The 22,845-nt window shown below is 68.8% G+C and carries 17 protein-coding genes; 5 read left to right on the forward strand and 12 right to left on the reverse strand.

All coding sequences use genetic code 11. The features are described from left to right. The first annotated feature begins 161 nt into the window (after positions 1-161). Positions 162-1,526, forward strand: coding sequence for a macrolide 2'-phosphotransferase (locus tag LFT45_RS14825; RefSeq protein ID WP_236804205.1), 1,365 nt, complete (start codon positions 162-164; stop codon positions 1,524-1,526). Here the strand turns inward: LFT45_RS14825 and LFT45_RS14830 are convergent. From LFT45_RS14830 to LFT45_RS14840, 3 genes are all read right to left on the reverse strand, one after another. Further along, on the reverse strand, positions 1,523-4,990 hold the full coding sequence (locus LFT45_RS14830) for an ATP-dependent helicase (protein ID WP_236804207.1): 3,468 nt from the start codon (positions 4,988-4,990) through the stop codon (positions 1,523-1,525). The two genes, LFT45_RS14825 and LFT45_RS14830, sit on opposite strands and share 4 nt — an antisense overlap. Then, complete coding sequence (locus LFT45_RS14835; protein ID WP_236809366.1) at positions 4,987-8,235, reverse strand: ATP-dependent helicase; 3,249 nt, start codon at positions 8,233-8,235, stop codon at positions 4,987-4,989. The genes LFT45_RS14830 and LFT45_RS14835 overlap by 4 nt, the downstream gene beginning before the upstream one ends. Before the next feature lie 140 nt (positions 8,236-8,375). Then, positions 8,376-8,792, reverse strand: coding sequence for an MGMT family protein (locus LFT45_RS14840; protein WP_236804209.1), 417 nt, complete (start codon positions 8,790-8,792; stop codon positions 8,376-8,378). Between the two features lie 144 nt (positions 8,793-8,936). Between LFT45_RS14840 and LFT45_RS14845 the strand changes: the two genes are divergently transcribed. From LFT45_RS14845 to LFT45_RS14860, 4 genes are all read left to right on the forward strand, one after another. Further along, on the forward strand, positions 8,937-9,647 hold the full coding sequence (locus tag LFT45_RS14845; RefSeq protein ID WP_236804211.1) for a 3'-5' exonuclease: 711 nt from the start codon (positions 8,937-8,939) through the stop codon (positions 9,645-9,647). A gap of 296 nt (positions 9,648-9,943) precedes the next feature. After that, complete coding sequence (locus LFT45_RS14850) at positions 9,944-11,014, forward strand: methionine ABC transporter ATP-binding protein (protein ID WP_236804212.1); 1,071 nt, start codon at positions 9,944-9,946, stop codon at positions 11,012-11,014. Then, entirely contained in the window at positions 11,011-11,682 is a 672-nt protein-coding gene (locus LFT45_RS14855) for a methionine ABC transporter permease (protein ID WP_236804214.1), read from the forward strand. The genes LFT45_RS14850 and LFT45_RS14855 overlap by 4 nt, the downstream gene beginning before the upstream one ends. Before the next feature lie 97 nt (positions 11,683-11,779). Continuing rightward, positions 11,780-12,625: a MetQ/NlpA family ABC transporter substrate-binding protein gene (locus LFT45_RS14860; protein WP_236804216.1), complete on the forward strand. Its 846-nt coding sequence runs from the start codon at positions 11,780-11,782 to the stop codon at positions 12,623-12,625. 90 nt (positions 12,626-12,715) lie between these two features. Here LFT45_RS14860 and hemL read toward each other — a convergent pair whose 3' ends face one another. From hemL to hemG, 9 genes are all read right to left on the reverse strand, one after another. Then, on the reverse strand, positions 12,716-14,047 hold the full coding sequence (gene hemL / locus LFT45_RS14865) for a glutamate-1-semialdehyde 2,1-aminomutase (protein WP_236804218.1): 1,332 nt from the start codon (positions 14,045-14,047) through the stop codon (positions 12,716-12,718). Positions 14,048-14,060: 13 nt separating this feature from the next. Then, positions 14,061-15,173: an LLM class flavin-dependent oxidoreductase gene (locus LFT45_RS14870; RefSeq protein ID WP_236804220.1), complete on the reverse strand. Its 1,113-nt coding sequence runs from the start codon at positions 15,171-15,173 to the stop codon at positions 14,061-14,063. Continuing rightward, positions 15,173-16,153: a porphobilinogen synthase gene (gene hemB, locus LFT45_RS14875; RefSeq protein WP_236804222.1), complete on the reverse strand. Its 981-nt coding sequence runs from the start codon at positions 16,151-16,153 to the stop codon at positions 15,173-15,175. Before hemB ends, LFT45_RS14870 begins: the two co-directional genes overlap by 1 nt. Before the next feature lie 10 nt (positions 16,154-16,163). Then, positions 16,164-17,093: a uroporphyrinogen-III synthase gene (locus LFT45_RS14880; protein ID WP_236804224.1), complete on the reverse strand. Its 930-nt coding sequence runs from the start codon at positions 17,091-17,093 to the stop codon at positions 16,164-16,166. A gap of 17 nt (positions 17,094-17,110) precedes the next feature. Further along, on the reverse strand, positions 17,111-18,109 hold the full coding sequence (gene hemC / locus LFT45_RS14885) for a hydroxymethylbilane synthase (RefSeq protein ID WP_236804226.1): 999 nt from the start codon (positions 18,107-18,109) through the stop codon (positions 17,111-17,113). Further along, entirely contained in the window at positions 18,106-19,338 is a 1,233-nt protein-coding gene (locus tag LFT45_RS14890; RefSeq protein ID WP_236804228.1) for a ferrochelatase, read from the reverse strand. Before LFT45_RS14890 ends, hemC begins: the two co-directional genes overlap by 4 nt. Next, positions 19,335-20,036 carry a hydrogen peroxide-dependent heme synthase gene (gene hemQ / locus LFT45_RS14895; RefSeq protein ID WP_111905764.1) on the reverse strand — a complete coding sequence of 234 codons (702 nt, stop codon included), beginning with the start codon at positions 20,034-20,036 and terminating at the stop codon, positions 19,335-19,337. Before hemQ ends, LFT45_RS14890 begins: the two co-directional genes overlap by 4 nt. 74 nt (positions 20,037-20,110) lie before the next feature. After that, positions 20,111-21,244: a hypothetical protein gene (locus tag LFT45_RS14900; protein WP_236804229.1), complete on the reverse strand. Its 1,134-nt coding sequence runs from the start codon at positions 21,242-21,244 to the stop codon at positions 20,111-20,113. 112 nt (positions 21,245-21,356) lie between these two features. Further along, positions 21,357-22,841, reverse strand: coding sequence for a protoporphyrinogen oxidase (gene hemG, locus LFT45_RS14905; RefSeq protein WP_236804231.1), 1,485 nt, complete (start codon positions 22,839-22,841; stop codon positions 21,357-21,359). Between the last annotated feature and the right edge of the window lie 4 nt (positions 22,842-22,845).

A 22,845-nucleotide genomic window follows, 5' to 3' on the forward strand; every position in this document is an offset into this window, starting at 1 on the left:
TCCACCGTACTGACTCGCAGTGACAATTTACATTTCGGAAGGGTAGCGGAAGGCCCGGACAGTGCGTTTCCACTCGCCTCGCGGTACCCATATTTGGGCGGATCTCAAGACTCGCCGCGACACATCATGGTCTTGGACGCCGCTCAATCTACCGTGGAACCGTGAGAAGAGAACCAATCGAACTGGCAGCTGTGGCCACCGCGGCAGTCCCCGGACTGAGCCCGACTGCAGTGAGCTCTGCCCCGGATGACCCGGCAGACTTTGATTCGGCCCTCCTTCTTGATGCCGAAGGCAAGCGCTGGCGCGTCCGCTCACCCCGGCACGCGGAAGCAAGCACCAGGCTGGAGACGGAGTTCCTGGTACTGCGTGCTTTCGCGCCCGCCATCCGGGCCGAACTGCCGTTTCTCATGCCGACCGTGGCCGGCACCGTCCGGCAGCAGGACCTGACCACCTTCGTGTACTCCCACCTCCAAGGCACCACTCGCACCGTCGAAGAGCTGACGGCGGGCCCGCAGGAGCTGGCGAAGGAGATCGGCACCGCACTGGCGGCCATACATGACCTGCCCCGCGCGCTGGTGAGCAACGCCGACCTTCCCAGTTACACCCCGAACGAGTTCCGGCAGCGCAGGCTCAACGAACTCGACATGGCCGCGACCACGGGCAAGATTCCAGCCCTCCTGCTCCGCCGCTGGGAGCACGCCATGGAAGACGTCTCGCTGTGGCGTTTCAACCCCTGCGTGGTGCACGGCGACCTGCACGAGGACAACCTGCTGGTCGAGGATCACCGCGTCACCGCAGTCACCGGCTGGACCGACCTGCGCATCGGCGATCCCGCGGACGACCTCGCGTGGCTCGTAGCATCCAATGAGCACGAATTCGTCGACGCCGTGGTCAAGCACTACACCGCGAAGCGCCGCGATGCGCCGGACAACCACCTGCTGCGCCGCGCCGCGCTCTCGGCCGAGTTTGCGCTGGCCCAGTACCTCGTCAAGGGCATCGCGGCGGCCGACGCCGACATGATCGCCGAGGCCGAAGGCATGCTTTCCACACTGGCAGACGACATCGCCGAATACGGCGGCCAGCCCATCAGCGTGGAACCGCTGCCCCCGGCGAAGCCCGACTCCCCGCCAAGCGGCCAGGCACCGGCCGCTCCCGGTCTGGTGGATGCCCCGGCGGCCACCGACATCTCGGAGGCTATGCCCGCGGTCCACGTCACTCCCATCCCCGTCCAGGTCACGCCCATCCCCGTCGACGTGACACCGGTCCCGGTCGAGGTGACACCCATCCCGGCCGACGGGGGGAACGCCGGGGGCACCACCGACCAGCCGTCAGGGCAGGACGCCTCGGATAACGCACGGGAGGATGATGCGGCATTGGATGACGCGGCGGAGGATGCCGGCGCATCTGACAGTGCCCAATCGACCGGTGCGGAAGACGGGCCGCACGACGAGGCCCAGGCTCCGAAGCCCTCTGGCGCCGACACCTCCACCGTTGCCCTCACGGTGGTCGACGCGAAGACGACCTAGCCTTCCAGGGCGGCGGCCACGATCCCTTCCAGCTCGGTGCCTGACGCGAGGTCGTGCGGGCGCACCACATGGTTGTCCGCCACGTAGAAGAAGGCAGCCCGGACCTCTTCCAGCGGCACGCCCTTGAGCCTGGCCCAGGCCAGCCGATAAACAGCCAACTGGATGCTCTTGGTCTTCAGTTGCCCTGCCGACGGCCGGCGGCCGGTCTTCCAGTCCACGAGGTCCCAGCCGCCGTCGGCGTCCCGGAACACTGCGTCGATTCGGCCGCGGACAACGACGTCGCCGATCCGGGTCTCCACGGGGACCTCCACATACGCGGGCGATCTGTGCGCCCACCGGGAGTTCCTGAAGGTAGCCACCATGTCGTCCAGGCCGTAGGCCTCGTCAATGTGGTTGTCAGAGCCGGGCGCTTCACCGAGATCCAGCATGCCCGCTGTTCCAAAGTACTCTTCCACCCAGGCATGGAAGGCAGTGCCCTTCCGGGCGGACATGCCCGGTTCTCGAGGGACAGGCCTCCTGAGCCGCTGCACCACGGCCTCGGCGTCCTCCCCCAGGTCCACCAGGGTGGACGCTGAAATGTGCCCCGGCAGGTGTACGTCGCGGCTCCTGGCCCGCCTGGCACGGCGTTCCAGAAGGAGGGCGGCTTCGCGTTCCCAGCCTGCCGCCTGGGGGCGGAGCCCCTGGCCCGCGGGGAGCCCCGGCGTACCGGCTTCCACCGCGGCGATCTCGGCGAGCAGCCGCTCCGCGGCTCGGTCCATCGCTTCCCGCCGTCCCGGCACAAGCCGCAACCGGTTCCCGCTGCGGGGGTCCACAGGTCCTTCCAGCGGATCATACGGCCAGGCCGCCACCTCCAGCTCCCGGGTCAGGGGACTTTCCTGTGGCAGGGATTCCTCGTCGACAGAGCCAGGGTGGATTTCCGCAGTTTCTTGTTCTGCCAGGGGCGCCAGCTCGGCGAGGAACGGCGACATCTCCGCTATCCCGCCACGTCCACCCACCCAGGCCCCACTGGATACCCAGAGCACGTGCTTGGCCCGGGTGTAGGCAACGTAGGCCAGCCTCCGTTCCTCAGCCTCCCCGTGGGCCTGGACGTCGGCCTTGAACATCTTCTCGGCGTCCAGCCACCCTTTCTGGTCCGGCTGGTCGAGATCCCACTGCGGAAGGTCGGCACGGTCCCCGCGCAGAGGCCAGGGCAGGGCCGCGGAGCCACTGCTCCACCTCGAGTCACGGCTGCTGGGGAACGCGCCCGAGTTCAGGCCGGGCACGAACACGACGTCCCATTCGAGACCCTTCGAGGCGTGCACGGTCAGAAGCTGCACGGCCTCGTGGTTGACGTCCGCGGGCGGCACGTCCAGGCCGCCCTCCTCCGATGCCGCCGCTTCCAGCCACGAAAGGAAGGCCAGGACGTCCACCCGGTGGGATGTCTGCAGGAACCCGGCGGCCGCGTCCTGGAACGCATCCAGGTTCCGCCGCGCCTGGTGGATGCTGAAGCCGGGCCTCGCGGCGACCTCGATGTCCAGCAGCATGGCCCGTTCGACCTCGCCCAGCAGGGTTGTCAGGTCTTCCCCCATCAAGGCCCGGAGCTGCCGCAGCTCCGTGCCCAGGCGCTGCAGCCGCTCCAGTGCAAGAGGGGTCAGGCTGCGGCCGTGCGCGGACGTCCACCCTTCCTTGGGCAGCCAGTCCAAGGCTTCGACGAGGCTTGCGGCATCGGTGATGTCGCCCTCGATAACGACGTCGGCGGCCTCCGGATCCTCGTCACCGGACGGATCGCTTCCGGCCAGGCCGCGGCCAGAATCAATCATGCCGCGGCCGTTTTCAATCATGCCGCGGCGCCGGGCCAGGAATGCGGACCAGTCCCGGAACGCCATGAGGTCGGCCGGACCGATCCGCCACCGCGCTCCGGCCAGGAGCCGCATCAAGGAATCCGACCGGCCTGGGTCGGCCAGGACCCTCAGCGTGGACACCAGGTCCACAATTTCGGGAGTGTCCAGCAGGCCTCCGAGTCCCACGATTTCGTACGGGATGCCTGTGGCCTCGAACTCCTTGCGGAGGCATTCCATCTGTGCGCGCCTGCGGCACAGGACGGCCATGGCCGGCTGGATGGGCGGTTCCGAGGAGGAACCGTCGAAATCCGTGGCCCTGAATCTGAGGAGGTCCTTGGCGATCGCCGCTGCTTCGTCTTCGTCGGTGGCAAAACGGCCGATGACCACCCGGCCCTGCACCGCCGCGGGGCTGGGCTGCAGCGCAGGCACCTCCACCGCCGCGCTGGAGGACCTTTGCCCGGCGGGCCCGGCCTGGGCCGCGGCGGCGCTGAGCGGCGCCGAGATCAGGTTGGCCGCGGCCAGGATGTTGCGGCCGTTCCGCCAGGCAGTAGTCAAGTATGAAACGGGGGCGGGACGCCGGGACGCCGTCCCTGACTGCCCGTCGTCGCAGACCGGAAACTCGTTGACGAAGTGGAACAGCTGCCCGGCAGACGCCCCGCGGAAGCCGTAGATGGACTGGTTCGGATCACCCACGGCCGTGACGGCGTGGCCGTCCCCGAAGAGCCTGGAGAACAGCACCAGCTGGGCGTGCGACGTGTCCTGGAATTCGTCCAGGAGCACCACCTTGTAGCGCTGGCGCTCCATCTCGGCGGCCAGGGGCACCTCGCGGGCCACGCGTGCCGCGAGCGCCACGAGGTCGCCGAAGTCAAGGGCTCCGCGCGCTCTTTTGGCTTCGGCGTACCGCCCCACGAGCTCCGCCACGCTTGCCCGTGTCCGGAGCATGGCTCCGAGTTCGCCGGCGGCCTGGCTGGGGTTCTTCTTTGCCCCTGCCGCATATGGCAGGGCCTCGAACTCGGCGAGCCGCTGCATCAGCCAGTCCTGGACACCGTCCGGCTCCTGGAGGTGTTCCGCGCACTCCCCCGCGAGCTGAATGACGGCTTTGACGAGGGTGGACTTGGCCACCCTGAAGTGCGAGTACTCGCCGTCGAACGCTTCAACCACCTCACTGGCCAGCTGCCAGGCCTGTGCGCCGCCGAGCAGCACGACATCCCGCTCGATTCCGAGGCGCAGGCCGTAGTCGGAGACGATGCCGCTGGCAAACGAGTGGTAGGTGGAAACCTTCGGTTCCAGGGCATCGCCGCTGAGCAGTGCCCCTGCAGCGGCGCCCCCGGGGTCACCGGGGGTCCGCTGCAGGGCACTGAGCTTGGCGCGGATGCGGCTCGCCAGCTCCCCGGCAGCTTTCCGCGTGAAGGTCACACCGAGGACTTCCTCCGGCCTGACCCAGCCGTTCGCGACCAGCCAGACAACGCGGTCGGCCATGGTGGCAGTCTTGCCCGAGCCCGCGCCGGCGATGACGAGCCGGGGCGCAAGCGGCGAGGAGATGATGGCCGACTGTTCCGCGGTGGGCAGGTTTTTCTCCCCCAGCAGGACGGTCAACTCTTCGGGACTGAATCTGGGCTCGGGCAGCTCCGCCGTCCGGCTCATTCGGTAACCTGCTTTCCCCGCGCACACAGCGGACATACTTCCGGCAACCGGCAGCCGGGGCCGCCGAAACCGGCCTTGGCCGCATCGTGCCGGGCTTCAAATTCGTAGCCGGACATCACCGCGGCTGCGTCGTTCACCATTTCCATCGCCCAGTTGTCCGCCGGATCCAGGGGATCCTGGTGCTGGATACCCGGGCTCTTGGTGGTTGTGCCCAGCTGGGCCAGCACGGCGCCGCCGGGCTGCGGATCGGCCCCGGATGCGGCGGCGGCACCAAAACCGCCGGCCAGAACGGCCGCCTGGTAGGCGCCCAGCTGCGGGTGCCTGCCCAGTTCGGCCTTGCCCGGCTGCCGTTTGCCCGTCTTGAGGTCGACAATCACCAGCCGCCCTTCGCCATCGATCTCCAGCCGGTCCACCTGTCCGCGCAGGACGGCTGACCGGGGTCCTGCATCGGTGGGAACATCACCGCGTGGCACAGCGCCGGGCTCGGGCAGACTCACCTCGAAGTCCTGCTCGACGCCGGCCAGGCGCCGGCCCTCGCTGCGCATGACCAGGATGTACTGCGCGAGTTTCCGGACCATGGCTTCCGCCCTGCGGAAGTCGAGTTTGCCTTCCCAGTTGTCCTTCATGCCCAGGGTGGGCCAGCGCTGGACGAGTTCGGCAAGGTATTCAGCTCCGCTGGCGTCGGGGAGGTCCTGGGCGATGGCGTGCACCAGGGTGCCGAGGCTGCGGGCGAAGTCCGTTGCTGCCTCGCCCCCGGCGGCCTGGACGAACCAGTCCAGCGGCGATTTCTGCACCGATTCCACCTTGGACGGCGACACGTAGACGGTGCCGCCCGGAGGCACAACCCGGTCCACGGACGTCAGTGGGGCCAGCCCCCACCAGGTATCCGGATGGGCTCCGGGAACTTGCGGCTCCGCCGAGGCAAGCCGGGCCAGGACGCGCACGGCCTCGTCCGCTTCTGTGGCCAGCCTGCCGTCCAGCTGGGCGTACTGGCGGAGTTCGGCCACGAGCGCTCGCAGCGTCAGGGGCCGTTCCACCGGGGTGTAGCCGCGCCCCTCCTGGTCCGGCAGCAGCGGCGCGACGTAGTCCAGGAAGGAGGACGGCTGCTCATCTTCCGACGACACGGCGGTGCACAGCAGCACGTCCTTGGCCCGGGACACCGCCGTGGAAAAGCTGCGGAGTTCGTCGTAGCGGATCTCCCGCAGCCGGCTCAGCGGGCCGAGCTGGAGCGCATACTCCACGCCATGTTCTACGGCGTCCGCGAACAGTGTGCTGCCAAGGAGCTCGCCGCGGAGGCGGGTATTGGGCCAGACGCCCTCCTGCAGGCCGGCGACGATGACGAACGGCCATTCCCGGCCTGCGGCGCTGGCAGGCGTCATGAGCTCAACGGCGTCGTCAACCTGGGCACGCGCCGCGAGGGTGTCCATGGGCAGTTCCTGGTTGAGCAGGTATTCGAGGAACTGTTCGGGGCCGGATCCGGGCATCTGGTCCACGTAGCGCTCGGCCGTGTGGAACAGCGCCATCATGGCGTCCAGGTCCCGGTCCGCGCGCGCTCCAACCAGCCCGCCGGCAAGGGCGGCGGCCGTCCATGCCGCCGCGAGGCCGGTGGAGTGCCAGAGGGCCCACAGCACTGTCTCTGCATTCGCTCCGGGGGCAGCAACGGCCTTCCGGCCGGCCTGGATCATCCGTGCGATCCTGCGGGCCGAGCGTCCCTCGATGCCGAGTGAGCCTAGCGCGCCGGGTTCAAGGAGCGCCTCCACCAGCAGGGAATCGCTGGAGCGGCCGCCGCCGCCCAGCAGTTCCTCCCGCCGGAGCGACTGCCTGAGCCTGCGCAGCTCGAGGGAAGTTGCCCCGCCGATCCGGGAGGTCAGCAACGACACCGCGGATTCCGGCGTAAGGACTTCCGGATCCAGAGCCACCGCGTAGGCGTCGAGCAGCGGACGGACGGCCACTTCATCGCGAACAGCAGATTCAGCCACCGGGATCCGCACCGGAATCCCCTGGCCGGAGAGATAGCGCTGCAGCTGGCTGAGCTGGCCGCCGTTCCGGACAATGACGGCAATGTCCTCGAACGACCGCCCGTCCCTGAGATGCGCCTCGAGAATCCTTTGGGCCACGTAGCGCAGTTCGTGCACCGCGGAGGGCAGAAGGTGCGCTTCCACGGTGCCGCCTGCCGGCGGGGTGGCGTCAGCGGGCTCCCCGGCAATATCAGCAGGGTCGGACCCAACCGGGTCCAGACGGCGTGCGAGCTGGCCGCCTGCGCGGAGAGAAATCCGGTCCGCCACACCGAGCCAGGCCCGGGCTACTGCCGGCTGATGGCGGTGGGCACGGGACAGCGGCTTCTCAAGGGCTGTCCGTTCCTCGCCGCCGAGCAGGGCCGGGAGCTCAGCCACGAGGTCCGGCCGCGCTCCGCGGAACCCCTGTACCACCGTGTCCGGTGCGGACGTCACGTAGACATCCTTGCCGGCGGCCACATCGGCCAGGAGTTCGAAGACGGCTGGATTGGCTTCCTGGATGTCGTCCACAAGAATCAGCTGGAGACGGTCGCGTTCAGCCGCCAGGAAGTCCGGGAAATCCTGAAAGAGCTGGCGGGCTGCCGTGATGATGCCCGCGGGATCGAACGCCTCCGGCATGCGGAGGTCGAGGACATCGCGGTACTCGGCGTAGAGCGCGGCAGCGGCGATCCAGTCCGGCCGTCCGCAGGCGTGGCCCAGGCCAGCGAGGTCCTCGGCGGTGCGGCCCGACTCTGTGATCCGGTCGAAGAGCTGGCGGACCTCGTGCCGGAACCCGCGCGTAGGCAGGGCGGCCGTGAGGTCATCGGGCCAGGGCAGGCCGAGGCCCGGCAGGGCGTGGCCCTCGAGCAGCTCCTTGATAATGAGGTCCTGCTCAGGGCCTGACAAGAGCCGCGGTGCCTTCGACAGCGGAAGGAGCCCTTCCGCCTTGGCACGGCGGATGAGGTCAAAGGCATACGCTGCCCAGGTGCGGGCCGGGGTGGTGCTCAGGCTCCGGTTCAGCCTGGCAGTAAACCGGTCCCGCAGGGTGTCGGCCGCGAGCCGTCCGGGGGCGAGAATAAGGATTCGCTCGGGGTCCACCCCTTCCGCCTCCACCCTACGGATTGCCGCTTCGATGAGCACGGTGGATTTGCCGGTGCCGGGCGCCCCGGGGACCAGTACGGGGCCAGCTCCCCGGGGCACTTCGACGGCGGCCCGCTGGTCCGCTGTGAGGACCAGAAGCCGGGAGTGCACCTGGCGAGGGGGCAGCAAACGAAGACCCGCAGGGCGAAACGGGGCGGCGGAGAAAGAGTCCGCGTGGTCCCGCTCCGAAGTGAGTGCGGAAGCCTGATCGTCGGTGGTTTGATCGTCGGCGGTCTGATCGAGTGTTGCGGTCACACCGACATTCCATCACCCGGGACTGACAATTTTCGCAGCGACGCTTCCAGCCGCTCTGCAATTCCATCCAGGGCGTCAAAATCGGCGTCCGAGGGCGACCACCGCGCGGCGGTCAGATCCACGCGCCACCGTCCTTCGCCCGTCCTCGCAAACTCGCGATGGTCCCCGCGCAGGGGCGTGCCCTCCTGCAGGTAGTACCTGAGGGCCTCGGACTCATGGCCCTCCGGGGCCAGCCCGCTGGCCCGCAGGACCCGCCACCATGGCACGCCGCTGCCGTGATGACTCAGCACCGACCCCACCTGCCGCGGCCCTCCGGCGCCGAGAAGCTCAGCGATGTCGCCATAAGCCACCGCCGATCCGGCCGGAATGAGGTCAACCACCGCCAAAACCGCTTCCACGTACTCCGCCCGCATGCCCTCAGACTATCGGCCGGCGCGCACCAGCAGCCACGAGGACGGGCGCCGTGTGCCTCTTCCCTCAGCGTGTCTTCCCACACCCTGCCGGACACGCGCGGGGCAAGGACCTTGACTGTCGGTGCCTCCGGGTAATTTGGAGCCATGAGCACTTGGAACACTCTCCCCCGAGCCGCGTTCGACCTCGAAACCACGGGACGCAACTCCCGTGCCGCCAGGATCGTGACGGCTTCTGTCACCGTGGTGGACAGTTCCGGGAACGTGATTCGCGAGCATGAGTGGCTGGCTGATCCGGGCGTCGAGATTCCGGCCGAGGCCAGCGAAATCCACGGGATCACCACCGAACACGCACGCAGCCATGGCCGGCCTGCGGCCGAGGTCACCAAGGAAGTCGCTGCAGTGCTTCAAGGGCTCTTCGACGACGGCGTCCCGGTGATCGCGTTCAACGCCAGCTACGACTTCACCGTCCTGGCCGCTGAGTCGGCCCGCTACGGCGTACCGCAACTGAGCCGGTTCCCCGTTCTGGACCCGTACATCATGAATAAGCAGGTGGACCGGTACCGGAAGGGCAAACGGACGCTGACCGCCCTGTGCGAGGAGTATGGCGTGGACCTGGAGAACGCCCACACATCGGCCGCGGACGCCTTGGCGACGCTGCGCATGCTCGATGCCATGGCCGGCAAGTTCCCCAAGCTGAACATGCCGGCCAGCCAGCTGCACCAGCTTCAGGTGGACTGGGCCGTGAGCCAGGCCGCCGACTTCCAGCAGTACCTCCGCAAGACCAAACCGGCCGCAGTCATCGAGGGCGACTGGCCGGTCCTGCCGCCGGAGGACGCCAGCCGCGGCGGCTTCTAGATCGAGGCAGCAATAAGCCAGAGAACATGGCAGGAACAGAACGGAAGCCACTGGGACGAAGATCACAGCTCCCGGCTAAAGCCCGGGCGGCCACTCCGCCGTCATCCTGATTCGGGAAGTGCATTGAGGGCCGTCAATCACGCGGTCCCCGCGATACAACGTCAGTCAACGGTGCAGCGCAGACCCTGATAGCCGAACAATGTTCGGAAGTGGCTGGGGTTTCCCTGCGCTGACATAATTTAGTTCAGAACCGTGCTTGTGCTATGCCCTGCCCAAGTCCTACCTCCTGAGGATAAATGATCACAGTCACTGACCTGCGCAAGGTCTACCGTCAGGGGAAAAAGGAAGTGGTGGCCCTCGACGGGGTATCGCTTTCTGTCCCCAAAGGCTCCATCCACGGCATCATCGGCCATTCCGGAGCGGGCAAGTCCACCCTGGTGCGCTGCCTGACACTGCTGGACCGCCCGACGTCGGGGTCGGTCAACATTGACGGTACCGAACTGAGCTCTGTCCGGGACTCGGAAATCCGCGCCGCCCGCCGCCGCATCGGTATGGTCTTCCAGCACGCGAACCTCATGGATTCGCGCACGGCCGCCGGAAACGTGGCCCATCCCATGGAACTGGTCAAGGCGCCGAAGGACAAGATCCGGGCCAAGGTCGCTGAGCTGCTGAAGCTTGTGGGCCTCGAAGGCTTCGAGAATGCCTACCCCTCCCAGCTTTCCGGCGGACAGCGCCAGCGCGTTGGCATCGCCCGCGCCCTGGCATCGGACCCGGACGTCCTGCTGTGCGACGAGCCCACGTCCGCGCTGGATCCCGCCACCACCGATGAAATCCTGGACCTGATCCAGGACCTGACCCGACGCCTGCAGCTCACGGTGCTCATCATTACCCACGAGATGCATGTGGTGAAGCGCGTCTGCGGGTCCGTGTCCCTGCTGTCCAAGGGCCGGGTCATCGAGTCAGGTCCGCTCGCCGAGGTCGCCTCGGACCTGGACAGCAAGCTGGCACGGGCACTTTTGCCCCTGCCGGCCTCGGAACCCATCAAGGGTGCGCTCCAGGCCGGGCCGGTCCTGGAAATCCTCTTCTCCGGCGACGGCGCCAAGGAGCCCGTGCTCACGGGAGTGGCACGGCATTTCGACATTGACCTGAACGTTCTTGCCGGCAGCGTTGAAACCCTCGGCGGCCAGCAGTTCGGCCACCTGCGGGTCCAGCTGGGCGACGACGCCGACCGCGACGCCGTCCTGGGCTACCTCCGCAGCCGCGGCATCAGCGCCAAGCTGGCCGGTTCCACCGCCGACGAGGCGGATCTGGCTGAATTCGCCCCGGCGGACACTGACTTCGCCGCCGAGACGGGAGACTCCAAGTGAACGAGATCTTCAGCAACCCTGTCCTGGCCAAGGCGCTGCCGGAGGCCATCGGCGAGACCCTCCAGATGGTGGGAATCTCTGCCTTCTTCACCGTGCTGATCGGACTGCCGCTCGGCGTCTTCCTGCACGTCACCGTCCCCGGCGGGCTGCGGCCCATGCCGGTGGTCAACCGGATCGTCAGCGACATCGTCGTGAACATCACCCGATCCATCCCCTTCGCGATCCTGATGGTGGCACTGATCCCGCTCGCCCGGCTCCTCGTGGGGACCAGCCTCGGGCCGGTGGCTGCCTCCGTTTCGCTGTCCATCGGAACCATTCCGTTCTTCGCCCGCCTGGTGGAGGCGTGTCTTCGCGACGTCCACCACGGCAAGATCGACGCTGCCCAGGTGATGGGCTCCACCCGGATGCAGGTCATCAGCAAGGTGATGCTGCCCGAATCCCTGCCCGCGCTCGTTGCAGCCGCGACCACCACTGTTGTGACCCTGGTGGGCTACAGCGCCATGGCCGGCCTCGTCGGCGGCGGCGGACTGGGCAAGCTCGCCTACAACTACGGCTTCCAGCGCTTCGACGTCACGGTCATGATCGTCACCATCGTGCTGATCATTGTCCTCGTCCAGCTCATCCAGCTCACGGGCGAATGGATCTCCCGCAGCCTGGACCACCGCTAAAAGTCTTCACGGCAGCGAGTAGCCGCTCGCTGCGCCTGAATCGGATCTCCCCGGCGCCGCCGTCGGGATCCAGGTTATTTCGAAAGGAACGCATCCCATGCGTAAATCACTCACCCTCCTCGCCACCGGCATCGCCGCGGCCCTGGCACTGACCGGGTGCGGCGGTTCCTCCGCCCCCAGCGCCGAGTCCAGCCAGGCTCTTGACCCGGCCAAGCCCGTCACCCTCACCGTCGGCGCCAGCCCCGTTCCGCAGGCGAAGATCCTTGAGTTCCTGAACCAGGACCTCGCCCCGAAGGCCGGCCTCAAGCTGGACATCAAGGAGATCGAGGACTACCAAACGCCCAACACGGCGCTGAGCGACGGCTCGCTGGATGCCAACTACTACCAGCACCTGCCGTGGTTCGAGGACCAGGTCAAGACCAAGGGCTACGACTTCGGCCACGGCGCCGGCGTCCACATCGAGCCGTACGCCGCCTTCTCCGAGAAGGTCAAGAACATCAGCGAGATCAAGGACGGCGCCAAGATCGCCATCACCAACGATCCGTCCAACCAGGTCCGGGCGCTCCGCGTGCTGGAAAAGGCCGGCCTGGTCAAGGACATCAAGGATGACACCTCCGTCATCGCCCTGACCGATGCCCAGAACCCGAAGAAGCTGAAGTTCTCCGAGAACCAGCCGGAACTGCTGATCAACGACCTGAAGGATCCCTCCGTGGACCTGGCACTGATCAACGGCAACTTCATCCTCAAGGCCGGGCTCAGCACCACCGATGCCCTGGCCGTGGAATCCACCGAGAACAACCCGTACGCCAACTTCTTGGCATGGCGCTCGGAGTCCAAGGACGACGCCCGCATCAAGAAGCTGGACGAGCTCCTCCACTCCGCCGAGGTCAAGGCCTTCATCCAGAAGGAATGGCCCAACGGTGACGTGACCGTAGCCTTCTAGGCCAGCAGGACACTGAAAACCAAAAAACTCTGGCACCCGCCGCGGCGGGTGCCAGAGTTTTTTTTGATTAGGGGAAAGTCCGACGGCGGTTCAGGCCTTCGCTGCGGCCGCCGCCTCCGCGGCGGCGGGCAATGCCTCGAAGATCCGGTTCATGGCGGCGTCGTCGTGCGCCGCGGACAGGAACCAGGCCTCGAACACGGACGGCGGCAGGTAGACGCCCGACTCCAGCATGGAGTGGAAGAAGGGCGCGTAGCGGAACGACTCCTGCTTCAGAGCGTCGCTGTAGTTGTGGACGCCCTGCTCCGAAGTGCCAAAGGCCACCGAGAACAGGTTGCCCGCGCGCTGGATGGAGTGGTCCACGCCGGCCGCAGCGAGCGCGGAGGACAAAGCGCCGGACAGTTCCAGCGACCGCGCGTCCACAAACGAGTACACCTCACGGGTGGCGTGCGTCAGGGTGGCGACACCGGCAGCCATGGCTACCGGGTTGCCCGACAACGTGCCGGCCTGATAGACGGGTCCGAGCGGCGCGAGGTAATCCATGACGTCGGCACGTCCGCCGAGGGCCGCCGTCGGCATGCCCCCGCCGATCACCTTGCCGAACGTCAGAAGGTCGGGGGTCCACTTTTCGGTGGCGTCTGCGGCGCCGCCGGTGAGGCCCCAGTAGCCCGAGTATCCGGTGCGGAAGCCGGTCAGGACCTCGTCGACGATCAGCAGGGCGCCGTGGGCGGCGGTGATCCGTGAGAGGCCGGCGTTGAAGCCCTCGCCCGGTGTGACCACGCCCATGTTGGCCGGCGCGGCCTCGGTGATAACGGCAGCAATGTTGGGCCCGTGCTCGGCGAAGGCGGCCTCGACGGCGCCGAGGTCGTTGTAGGGCAGCACCAGGGTCTCGGCGGCGGTGGCGGCCGTGACGCCGGCGGACCCGGGCAGGGCGAGAGTGGCCACACCCGAGCCTGCGGACGCGAGCAGCCCGTCGAGGTGCCCGTGGTAGCAGCCGGCAAACTTGATCACGAGGTTGCGGCCGGTGAAGCCCCTGGCGAGCCGGATGGCCGTCATGGTGGCTTCCGTGCCGGTGGACACCATGCGCAGCCGTTCGACGGCGGAGACGCGTTCCTTGACGATGGCCGCCAGGTTGGCCTCATCGGGGGTCGAGGCACCGAAGGAGAGTCCGCGGTCCACGGCGGCGTGCACGGCGTCGAGGACGGCCGGGTGGGCGTGCCCCAGCAGGGCCGGCCCCCAGGAGCAGACCAGGTCCACGTAGTCCTTGCCGTCGGCGTCGGTCAGGTACGGGCCCTTGGCCGCCACCATGAAGCGGGGGGTGCCGCCGACGGAACCAAAGGCGCGGACCGGGGAGTTCACGCCGCCGGGCATCAGCTGGCGGGCGCGGTCGAAAAGTTCCTCGTTGCGAGGGGTACTGGAAGTCATGGTTCCCATTCTTTCAGTCTGCGGGAGTGTCACCGGACAGGAGCTCGGCCACCCGGGGTGCCACCACGGTGCCGAAGAGTTCGATGCAGCGCATCATGGATTCGTGCGGCAGCGTGCCGTTGCCGTATTTCAGGTCGAAGCGGTCCACTCCGAGGTTCCGCTTGAGCAGCGCGATCTTCTGCGCCACCGTCTCAGGCGACCCGACGTACAGGGCGCCTTCGGGCCCGCACATGGCGTCGAATTCCCGCCGGTTTCCCGGGCCCCAGCCCCGCTCGGCGCCGATCCTGTTGCGCTGGGCAAGCCAGTGCGGAAAGAGCTCCTCGCGGGCCGCCTCGTCGGTGTGGGCGATATGGCCCGGCGAATGGGTGGCGATCTGCTGCATGGGCCGGCCGTACTTGGCCATCGCCTCACGATACAGGTCAACCAGCGGCGCGAAGGCGCGCGGCTGGCCGCCGATGATGGCAAAGATGATCGGGTAGCCGTACTCCGCGCAGCGCAGCACGGACTCCGGCGTGCCACCCACTCCGATCCAGGCCGGCAGCAGGTGGTGCTCCAGCGGCGGATAGACACTCAGCCCGGCAAGGGAAGGCCGGGTGCGCCCTTCCCAGTGGACCGGCTTCTGCGCCCGCACCCTGTCGAAGAGCTCAAGCTTCTCTTCGAACAGCACCTCGTAGTCCGCCAGGTCCAGGCCGAACAGCGGAAAGGACTCGATGAACGAGCCGCGGCCCAGCATCACCTCGGCGCGGCCGCCGGAGAGGGCGTCCACCGTCGAGAAGCGCTGGAACACGCGGATGGGGTCATCCGAACTCAAAACGGTCACGGCCGAGCCGAGCCTGATGTTGGTGGTTCTGGCCGCGGCGGCCGCCAGGAACACCTCCGGGGCTGAGACGGCAAAGTCCCGGCGGTGGTGCTCGCCCACGCCGAAGGCGTGAAGTCCGACGCCGTCAGCCAGCACCGCCTGGTCCAGCAGTTCCCGCAGCACCTGGGCGTGCGGCTTCGGCTCGCCGGCACCGTCCACTCCGACGTCGCCGAAGGTGTTCAGGCCCAGCAGGATCTGCCCGGGACCCACCGGAGCGGTGGGTCCCTTGGCCGGTGTTGTGGTCTGGCCCGTGCCCGGCTCCGGCATCAGGATTCCTTGAGCCAGCCGGCGATTTCGCTGGCCCAGTACGTGAGGACCATGTTGGCCCCGGCACGGCGGATGCCGAGGACCGATTCGGTGATGGCGGCACGCCGGTCGATCCAGCCGTTGGCGGCGGCGGCCTCGATCATGGCGTACTCACCCGAGATCTGGTAGGCGGCGACCGGCACCGGGCTCATCGCGGCGACGTCGGCCAGGATGTCAAGGTAGCTCATGGCCGGCTTGACCATCACCATGTCCGCCCCCTCGGCAAGATCCAGTTCCACCTCCTGGATGGCCTCGCGGCGGTTGGCGGCGTCCATCTGGTAGGTCCTGCGGTCGCCCTTGAGCTGGGAGTCCACCGCTTCCCGGAACGGGCCGTAGAACGCCGACGCGTACTTCGCGGCGTAGGCCACTACGGCGGTGTTCACATGGCCGGCGTCTTCCAGTGCCTGGCGGATGACGCCGATCTGTCCGTCCATCATTCCGGACGGGCCAAGCACGTGGGCGCCGGCGTCGGCCTGGGCCACCGCCATCTTCGCGTAGATCTCCAGCGTGGCGTCGTTGTCCACGTAGCCGTCGCTGTCGAGGACGCCGCAGTGGCCGTGGTCGGTGAATTCGTCCAGGCAGACGTCGCTCATGACCACGAGGCTGTCCCCCACCTCGGCCCGGACGTCACGGATGGCCTTGTTGAGGACCCCGTCCGGGTCCAGCGACGCCGTGCCCTCGGCGTCGCGGGTCTCGGGTATGCCGAACAGCATGATGCCGCCGACGCCCAGCTCCACGGCCTCGGCTGCCGCACGCTTGAGGGTGTCGGTGGTGTGCTGCACAACGCCCGGCATGGAGGCGATCGGGTTCGGCTCCGAGAGCCCCTCGCGGATGAACGCTGGAAGGATCAGGTCTGCCGGGGCAAGCCGGTGCTCCGCCGTGAGCCTGCGCATTGCGGGGGTGGTGCGGAGCCGCCGGGGGCGGTGGTGCGGAAAGCTCATGTCTTGTCCTTCACTGTGGGCCTGCTGTTGATGAGTGGATGTAGGGGGCAACGGCCCGGATGACGGCGGCCACGAGCCCTTCCGGTGTGGCCTCCCGCGCCGTGGCAGCCACGGCGAGTCCCAGGGCTTCCGCCTCAGCCGCTGTCGCCGGTCCGATGGCCACAAGGCGGCAGGAGCCGAGCGGCACCAGGGTGGCGCCGATGCGCCGCACCGCGCTGGGTGAGGCGGCGACGACGGCGGCCAGGGCGCCGTCGTCGATCTCGGCTTTCGCTTCGGCGGGCGTCAGCAGCGGCAGCGGGGCGGTGCCGCTGCTGCCGGTTCCGTCCAGTCCTGCGCCGAGGCGCCGCGCCGGCTCGGCCGGGAAGTCCACGGTGGAGTAGGCCACCACAGTGCGCACCCTGGCGCCCTTCGCGGCCAGCCCCCGGGCCAGGGCAGGGGCCGCGATATCGGCCTGCGGCAGCAGCACGGCGGCAGGGCCGCCAGGCCACCCGTTGACGATCCCGGCGGCTGAATGTTCCTGCTCCGGCTCGAAGTGCACGGCAATCCCCGCAGCCTCAAGCGCCTTCCGGCTCGCGGGGCCCACAGCGGCAACCCGGGTTCCGGCCGGAAGCCAGTCGCCCAGTTCCACAGCGCGCTCTGCCGCCTTTTCCTGCAGTGCCAGGACGGTGGTGGCACTGCTGACCACGAGCCACTCAAAGGTGCCCGCGCCCAGCGCCTCGAAGGCGTCGTCAAGCGCCGCCTGGTCCGGGGCGCGTTCGGCGGCCGTCAGCGGCAGCAGGAGGGGAACGGCGCCGGCCAGCCGCAGTGCCTCCGTGAGGGGCCCGGACCGCTCGGGGCTCCGCGTCACCAGGACCCGGCGCCCGTCCAGCGGACGTGCTTCCGGCGGACGTTCTTCCAGCGGGTGTTCGTCCGCCCGGTGCTCCCCGCTCGTCGTTCCCATACGGTGGCCGGCTGCGGTCAGGAAGCCGTCAGGTCCGCGATGTCCGCAGCCCCCGCTGCCAGCAGAACCTCGGCCAGTTCGATTCCGAGCAGGGTGGCTCCCACCTCGGTGAGTCCGTCGGTCGCCCGCTTGTCCCGCACCGACGCGGTGCCATCCACGGCGCAGACCACGGCTTCCAGATGGAGCATGCTGCCCTTCCGGTAGGCGTACGCGCCCACGGGGGCGGCGCAGCCTGCCTCGAGCCGGGCAAGCAGCGCGCGTTCGGCCGTGACGGCAAGCCTGGTGTCGGCGTCGTCAAGGGCGGCCAGCGCCTGGGCCAGCACGCCCTGCGACCCCTCGGTGGAGCCGGCACGGCGCGGCGCCTCGCCGGTGCGGCATTCGATGGCCAGCGATCCCTGGCCGGCTGCCGGGAGCATGATGTCCGTCTCCAGGTATTCGGTGACGGTGTCCAGGCGGCCGATCCGTTCCAGTCCCGCGGCGGCCAGGACGACGGCGTCGAGGTCGCACGACTTCCCGGCAACCACCGCGTCCGTGACGTTGCCGGGCAGCCCGGGCACCCTGCCCAGCCGCGTATCCACGTTGCCGCGGATGTCCACGATGTCCAGGTCGGGGCGTACTGCGCGGAGCTGCGCTGCCCGGCGGGGTGAGCCGGTGCCGACGCGGGCACCCTTGGGAAGGTCGGCCAGCTTGAGTCCGTCGCGGGCGCAGAGGACGTCGCGGACGTCCACGCGTGGCGGGGTGGCGGCCAGCGTCAGCCCCGGGGCGGAGCCAGTGGGCAGGTCCTTCAGGGAGTGGACGGCCACGTCGCACTCGTTCCGCAGCAGCGCGTCGCGCAGCGCGGCAACGAAGACGCCGGTGCCGCCCATCTGGGACAGCGAGCCGGTGAGCACGTCGCCGTCGGTCCGGACATGGACGAGTTCGACGTCGAAGCCCCCGACGGCGGCCAGCCGGTCGGCCGTCTGCTGGGTCTGTGTCAGGGCGAGCTTGCTCGCCCTGGTGCCGATCCGTACCGTCACTTCGCGTCCTGCCCGGCGGCCGGGTAGGGATCGTGCCCCTGGCCGACGGTGGTGTCTGCACCGGCTATGGTGGGCTTTTCGCCGCGGAAGTTTTCGCAGCAGCCGGGACGGCATACGTCGTACCAGGGCCCGAGGCCGGTCACGGCCTGGCGGTCCGGGATGTTGTTGGCCACCGTGCGTTCGCAGATCAGCTCCACGAGCCCCTCGACAAAGCGGCGGTGGGTGCCCGGCGTGGGCACGCGCGTGGCCGCGAGGCCGAGGTCGCGGCAGGTCTGCAGGGCTTCGGTGTCGAGGTCCCAGACCACCTCCATGTGGTCGCTGACAAAGCCCAGTGGCACGATCACGATGCCCGCGACGCCCTGCTTGGCGAGTTCCTCGATGGCATCGTTGATGTCCGGCTCCAGCCACGGGATATGCGGGGCACCGGACCGCGACTGGTAGACGAGGGACCACGGGGCGGACAGGCCGGAATCGGCTTCCACGCGGCGCATGATCTCCGTGCCGTTGGCGAGGTGCTGGGCCACGTAGGCGGAATCCTCCGCGAACTCGCGGGGCTCGTCCTCGGAACGGCCGGCCGCCACAGCATCCCGGGTGGGGATGGAGTGGGTGGCGAAGAGAACGTGGATGGGGGCGTCCGGCTTGCCGGCGGCGGCAAGCTGCGCGCGCACCTCGGCAACTCCCTCGGCGGTACCCGCAATGAAGGGTTCCACGAAGCCGGGGTGGTCAAAGTACTGGCGGACCTTATCCACTTCCAGCCTGCCGTCGAGCCCGGTTTCGGCCAGGGCCATGCCGATGTCCTCGCGGTACTGGCGGCAGCTGGAGTAGCAGGAGTACGCGCTCGTGGTGAGCATGAGCAGCCGGCGGTGGCCGGCGTCGTACGCGTCCTGGAGGGTCTGCGGGATGTAGGGGTCCCAGTTGCGATTGCCCCACAGCACGGGCAAGTTGATCCCGCGCGCGGCCAGCTCAGCCTCGAGGGCGGCCTTCAGCTCGCGGTTCTGCTGGTTGATCGGGCTGATGCCGCCGTTGGCGCGGTAGTGGTGGGATACCTCTTCGAGGCGCTCATCGGGGATTCCCCGGCCGCGGGTGACGTTGCGGAGGAACGGGATGACGTCGTCCTGGCCTTCAGGGCCACCGAAGGAGGCGAGGAGGACGCCGTCGTATTCCTTGGGGGCCAGCCTGCCGGTCTCGGTGAGGTTCGCGGGGTCTTCCTGCGGGGCCAGCGGACTCATGCGAGGACCTCGGCGATCTCGCCCGCGGTGATCCGCCGCCCGGTGTAGAAGGGGATCTCCTCGCGCACGTGGTTGCGCGCTTCGGTGGAACGCAGGTGGCGCATCAGGTCCACGAGGTCCACAAGCTCGGGTGCCTCCAGGCCGAGGATCCATTCCCAGTCGCCGAGCGCGAAGGATGACACGGTGTTCGAAATGACCTGCGGGAAGTCGCGGCCCAGCAGGCCGTGGTCGCGCAGCATCTGGCCGCGCTCGTTCTCTGGCAGCAGGTACCACTCGTAGGAGCGGACGAACGGGTACACGCACAGCCACTCGGCCGGCGCCACTCCGCGTGAGTACGCCGGGGTGTGGTTCTTGGCAAACTCCGCTTCACGGTGCACGCCCATGGCGGACCAGACGATTTCAGTTCCAGCGAACAGCTTGCTGCGGCGGATGTCACGGATGGCCTGCTGCAGCGCCTCGGGCTTGGGGCCGTGCAGCCAGACCATGACGTCGGCGTCGGCGCGCATGGCGGACACGTCATAGCTGCCGCGGTGGGTGACCCCGCCCTCGGCCAGGCGCGCCACCAGGGCGTCGAAATCCTCGGCGGCATCGGCGCTGCGGAGGGCCTCGGCGGAGCGCTTGAAAACGGTCCAGAGGGTGAAGAACTGCTCGGCTGATTCTTCGGTTTTGGTGACAGATTCGGCAGGAGTGTGGCTCATGGTTACTATCCTGCCCCTTCCATGCGGCCTAAGTCGAAAAACTCAACTTCTACGCTGTGTAGAAGTGGTTAATTTCACAGCGACCGCCGGATCCGTACTGCCGCCACACCGGCCGCCCCGGCAAGCGCGAGGAGCCCTGCACCCCACCACACCTGCGGCTCAATGGTTCCGCTCCGTGACACGCCCATGACGGCACCCTCCGCCGGCCCGCGCGTGTAGGGCGAGCTGATCGTGGCCATGTTGGTGGGTCCCGCGAACTGCGCGGAGCCCCAGACTCCGCCGGCAACCCCCCCGGCCGAGCGTCCCCGCTGGCCGGCGCCGGCTGACAGGCCCGCGATCTCCCCGAACGGGCTGGCGGCCGCGGACGGGGCTTCGGTGGTCGCAGCGCTTTGGGAACTGCCGGCGGCCGGCGCCGGGGATCCCGCGGTTCCGCTTGCCGGGGATCCGGCGGGTGCTGATCCGGCGGGGGAAGAGCCGCCGGTTCCGCCCGACGATCCTGACCCATTGCCCGACGGCGACGGTGTTCCCGACGGCGCTGGGCTTCCCGAGGACTTCGTGCCCGAGGGCTGTGTTTCAGATGGCTCAGGCGCTTCCGGAGTCCCTGATGGGCGGGAGGGCCGGGAGGGCGTCGCCGTCCCGGAAGAAGTCGGGGCTCCAGAAGAGGTCGGCGCGGGCGACGGCGCCGGCTCTGTGTCACCTGGATCCGACGGCGTCGGAGCGGCCTGCGTGGGCGTGGCCGAGGCAGTAATCGACGGGTCAGGCGTCGGTCTGGCTGCGAAGGTCACAGATGGAACAGGCATCGGAACCAGCGGCGCTTCCGAGGGCGATGGCTCGTCCGCGGTGGGCCGGGTGGGGCCGCCTGCACGGCCCTCCGACTTACCGCCGTGCGACTTACCGCCGTGCGGAGTGCCCTCTCTCTTGCCGTGATTCGACAGGGCCGCCGCCGCCCAGGCCTCGAGGCCCGCGGCGTCGGCAGTGGCGCCGAGCGCCGTTCCGGCAGCAGCCCCGCCCTGGTCGGGCTCCGCCAGCAGGTCGGATACCGGCAGGTCGGACGCAGCAGCGTTGCATGCAGCAGCGTTGGATGCAGGAACCCCTGCGGACAAGACCAGTACCGCTCCGAACGCTGCCGCTGCTGTGCCGCGCCGAAGTCCCCCATGGAAACCAGTCAGCGAACGAAAACCATCGGACTTCTGATTGACCATAGTCATCGACCCTAGACACAATTTTGCGCCGGGGAAAACTTGCGGAAGGTCCTCCCGGAAGGTATCGCGGGCGGCAGGGAAGCTGCCTTCCCGCAGCCGACCGCGAGAGCCGGGACGGCTACGCCAGGAAGGCCGTGACTCGTGTTTTCGTGTCGGCCACCACAGCCGCCAGCCCGTTACCGGCAAGCCAGCCGCCGACCATCAGCAGCCCGTCCGTGCCGGCGCAGATTTGCCGGACCTCGGCGACCCGCTGCCGGTGCCCCACGGCGGCAAAGGGCAGCGCCCCGGCCCAGCTGACGACGTCCCAGTCCACCAGCGCCTCCCGTGTGACGGGCACCGTCAGCAGCGCTGACGCATCCTGCAAAGCCGTGTCAAGCAATGCCTCATCCGAATCCGATTCCGGCCCCGGCGCAGCGGGGGCCGCAGCGGCTGACGCACCTTCGCTGCGCCCGTAGGAGAGCCGCAGCACATGCCTGCCGGGTCCGGCCGCGTCCGCCACCCAGTCCCATTTGCCGGTGGCATGGGTGAGGGCCTTCGCCCGGATTCCCTCCGTTTGCGGCGCCACCAGGATCCCCGTTCCGCGCGGACGACCGTCCAGCGAGGGGAGGTCAACAACGAGTGTCACAAGCTTGACCACAGGCCCGGGCGCGGGCTGATGCCCGGCCAGCGCCGGGACTGCTTTCCCGAGGAGCCGCACGGCCGATGGTCCGTCCAAGGCAACCACCAGGACGTCAGCCTTGTAGCTGCTCTCCCCCGCCGTCACCGTCCAGCCCTGCTGCGTCCGTGCAGCGTCAGTGGCCGCTGTCCCCGGCACCAGCTGCACGCCGCGCGCCCTGAGGTCCGCCACGAGCTCAGTGACGAGGGTGTGCATGCCGCCCTTCAGGCCGGCGACGGCGGAGCCTGCCTTGGCAGGTTTGGCGTCCGTTGGTGCGCCCTGCGTTGGCGTGGCTTGCGTTCCTGTCCCCTTGCGCTGGGCAGCCACGGCGGCGGCCAGCGAGCCGTGCCGGGCGATGCCCGCGCGCAGCCCCGGCGCCACCATGTCGACGTCGAGCAGACCGGGGTCAGCCGAATGCACGCCGCCCACCACGGGTTCAACCAGCCGTTCCAGGACGCGGCGTCCCATCCGGGCCCGCACCAGCGCGGAGACGCTGGAAACCTCGGCGGTGGTTCCCACGGAGGCGGGCAGCAGTTTGTCCAGCGAGGCGCGCAGGGAACCGCCGAGGCCCAGCGAGCGCCGGACCTCCGGGTCCCACGGATTGGCCGGGATACCCAGCACGCCGGTCTTGGGAAGCTCGCGGGGTCCGCCCGGCAGCTGCACCCAGGCGCCGCCGGGCCGCGGGGCAACGATATGTCCGCCCAGTCCGAGTTCCGCGGCGAGGTCGGCCACCGCAGTGGAGCGCGTGGCAAAGGACTCGGCCCCGCTGTCCAGGGTCAGCCCCGCAACGTCATGCCTGCCGACGCAGCCTCCCCAGGCTTCGGCAGCTTCCAGCACTGTGGTGTGCAGGCCCGCCCGGGCCAGTTCCCGGGCGGCCAGGAGCCCGGAGATGCCGCCTCCGACCACCAGTGCAGTGCGGCCGGCGGCCGGAGGCCTGCCCGCAGCCACAGCC

The organism is Arthrobacter sp. FW305-BF8 (assembly GCF_021789315.1).
GTDB lineage: Bacteria > Actinomycetota > Actinomycetes > Actinomycetales > Micrococcaceae > Arthrobacter.

What these genes read in the sequence shown, in the direction of transcription:
- LFT45_RS14830 (WP_236804207.1), bottom strand. Translation starts at nt 4,990, where the DNA reads ATGAGCCGGACGGCGGAGCTGCCCGAGCCCAGATTCAGTCCCGAAGAG.
- LFT45_RS14840 (WP_236804209.1), bottom strand. Translation starts at nt 8,792, where the DNA reads ATGCGGGCGGAGTACGTGGAAGCGGTTTTGGCGGTGGTTGACCTCATT.
- LFT45_RS14845 (WP_236804211.1), top strand. Translation starts at nt 8,937, where the DNA reads ATGAGCACTTGGAACACTCTCCCCCGAGCCGCGTTCGACCTCGAAACC.
- LFT45_RS14850 (WP_236804212.1), top strand. Translation starts at nt 9,944, where the DNA reads ATGATCACAGTCACTGACCTGCGCAAGGTCTACCGTCAGGGGAAAAAG.
- LFT45_RS14860 (WP_236804216.1), top strand. Translation starts at nt 11,780, where the DNA reads ATGCGTAAATCACTCACCCTCCTCGCCACCGGCATCGCCGCGGCCCTG.
- hemL (WP_236804218.1), bottom strand. Translation starts at nt 14,047, where the DNA reads ATGACTTCCAGTACCCCTCGCAACGAGGAACTTTTCGACCGCGCCCGC.
- LFT45_RS14870 (WP_236804220.1), bottom strand. Translation starts at nt 15,173, where the DNA reads ATGCCGGAGCCGGGCACGGGCCAGACCACAACACCGGCCAAGGGACCC.
- hemB (WP_236804222.1), bottom strand. Translation starts at nt 16,153, where the DNA reads ATGAGCTTTCCGCACCACCGCCCCCGGCGGCTCCGCACCACCCCCGCA.
- LFT45_RS14880 (WP_236804224.1), bottom strand. Translation starts at nt 17,093, where the DNA reads ATGGGAACGACGAGCGGGGAGCACCGGGCGGACGAACACCCGCTGGAA.
- LFT45_RS14890 (WP_236804228.1), bottom strand. Translation starts at nt 19,338, where the DNA reads ATGAGTCCGCTGGCCCCGCAGGAAGACCCCGCGAACCTCACCGAGACC.
- hemQ (WP_111905764.1), bottom strand. Translation starts at nt 20,036, where the DNA reads ATGAGCCACACTCCTGCCGAATCTGTCACCAAAACCGAAGAATCAGCC.
- LFT45_RS14900 (WP_236804229.1), bottom strand. Translation starts at nt 21,244, where the DNA reads ATGACTATGGTCAATCAGAAGTCCGATGGTTTTCGTTCGCTGACTGGT.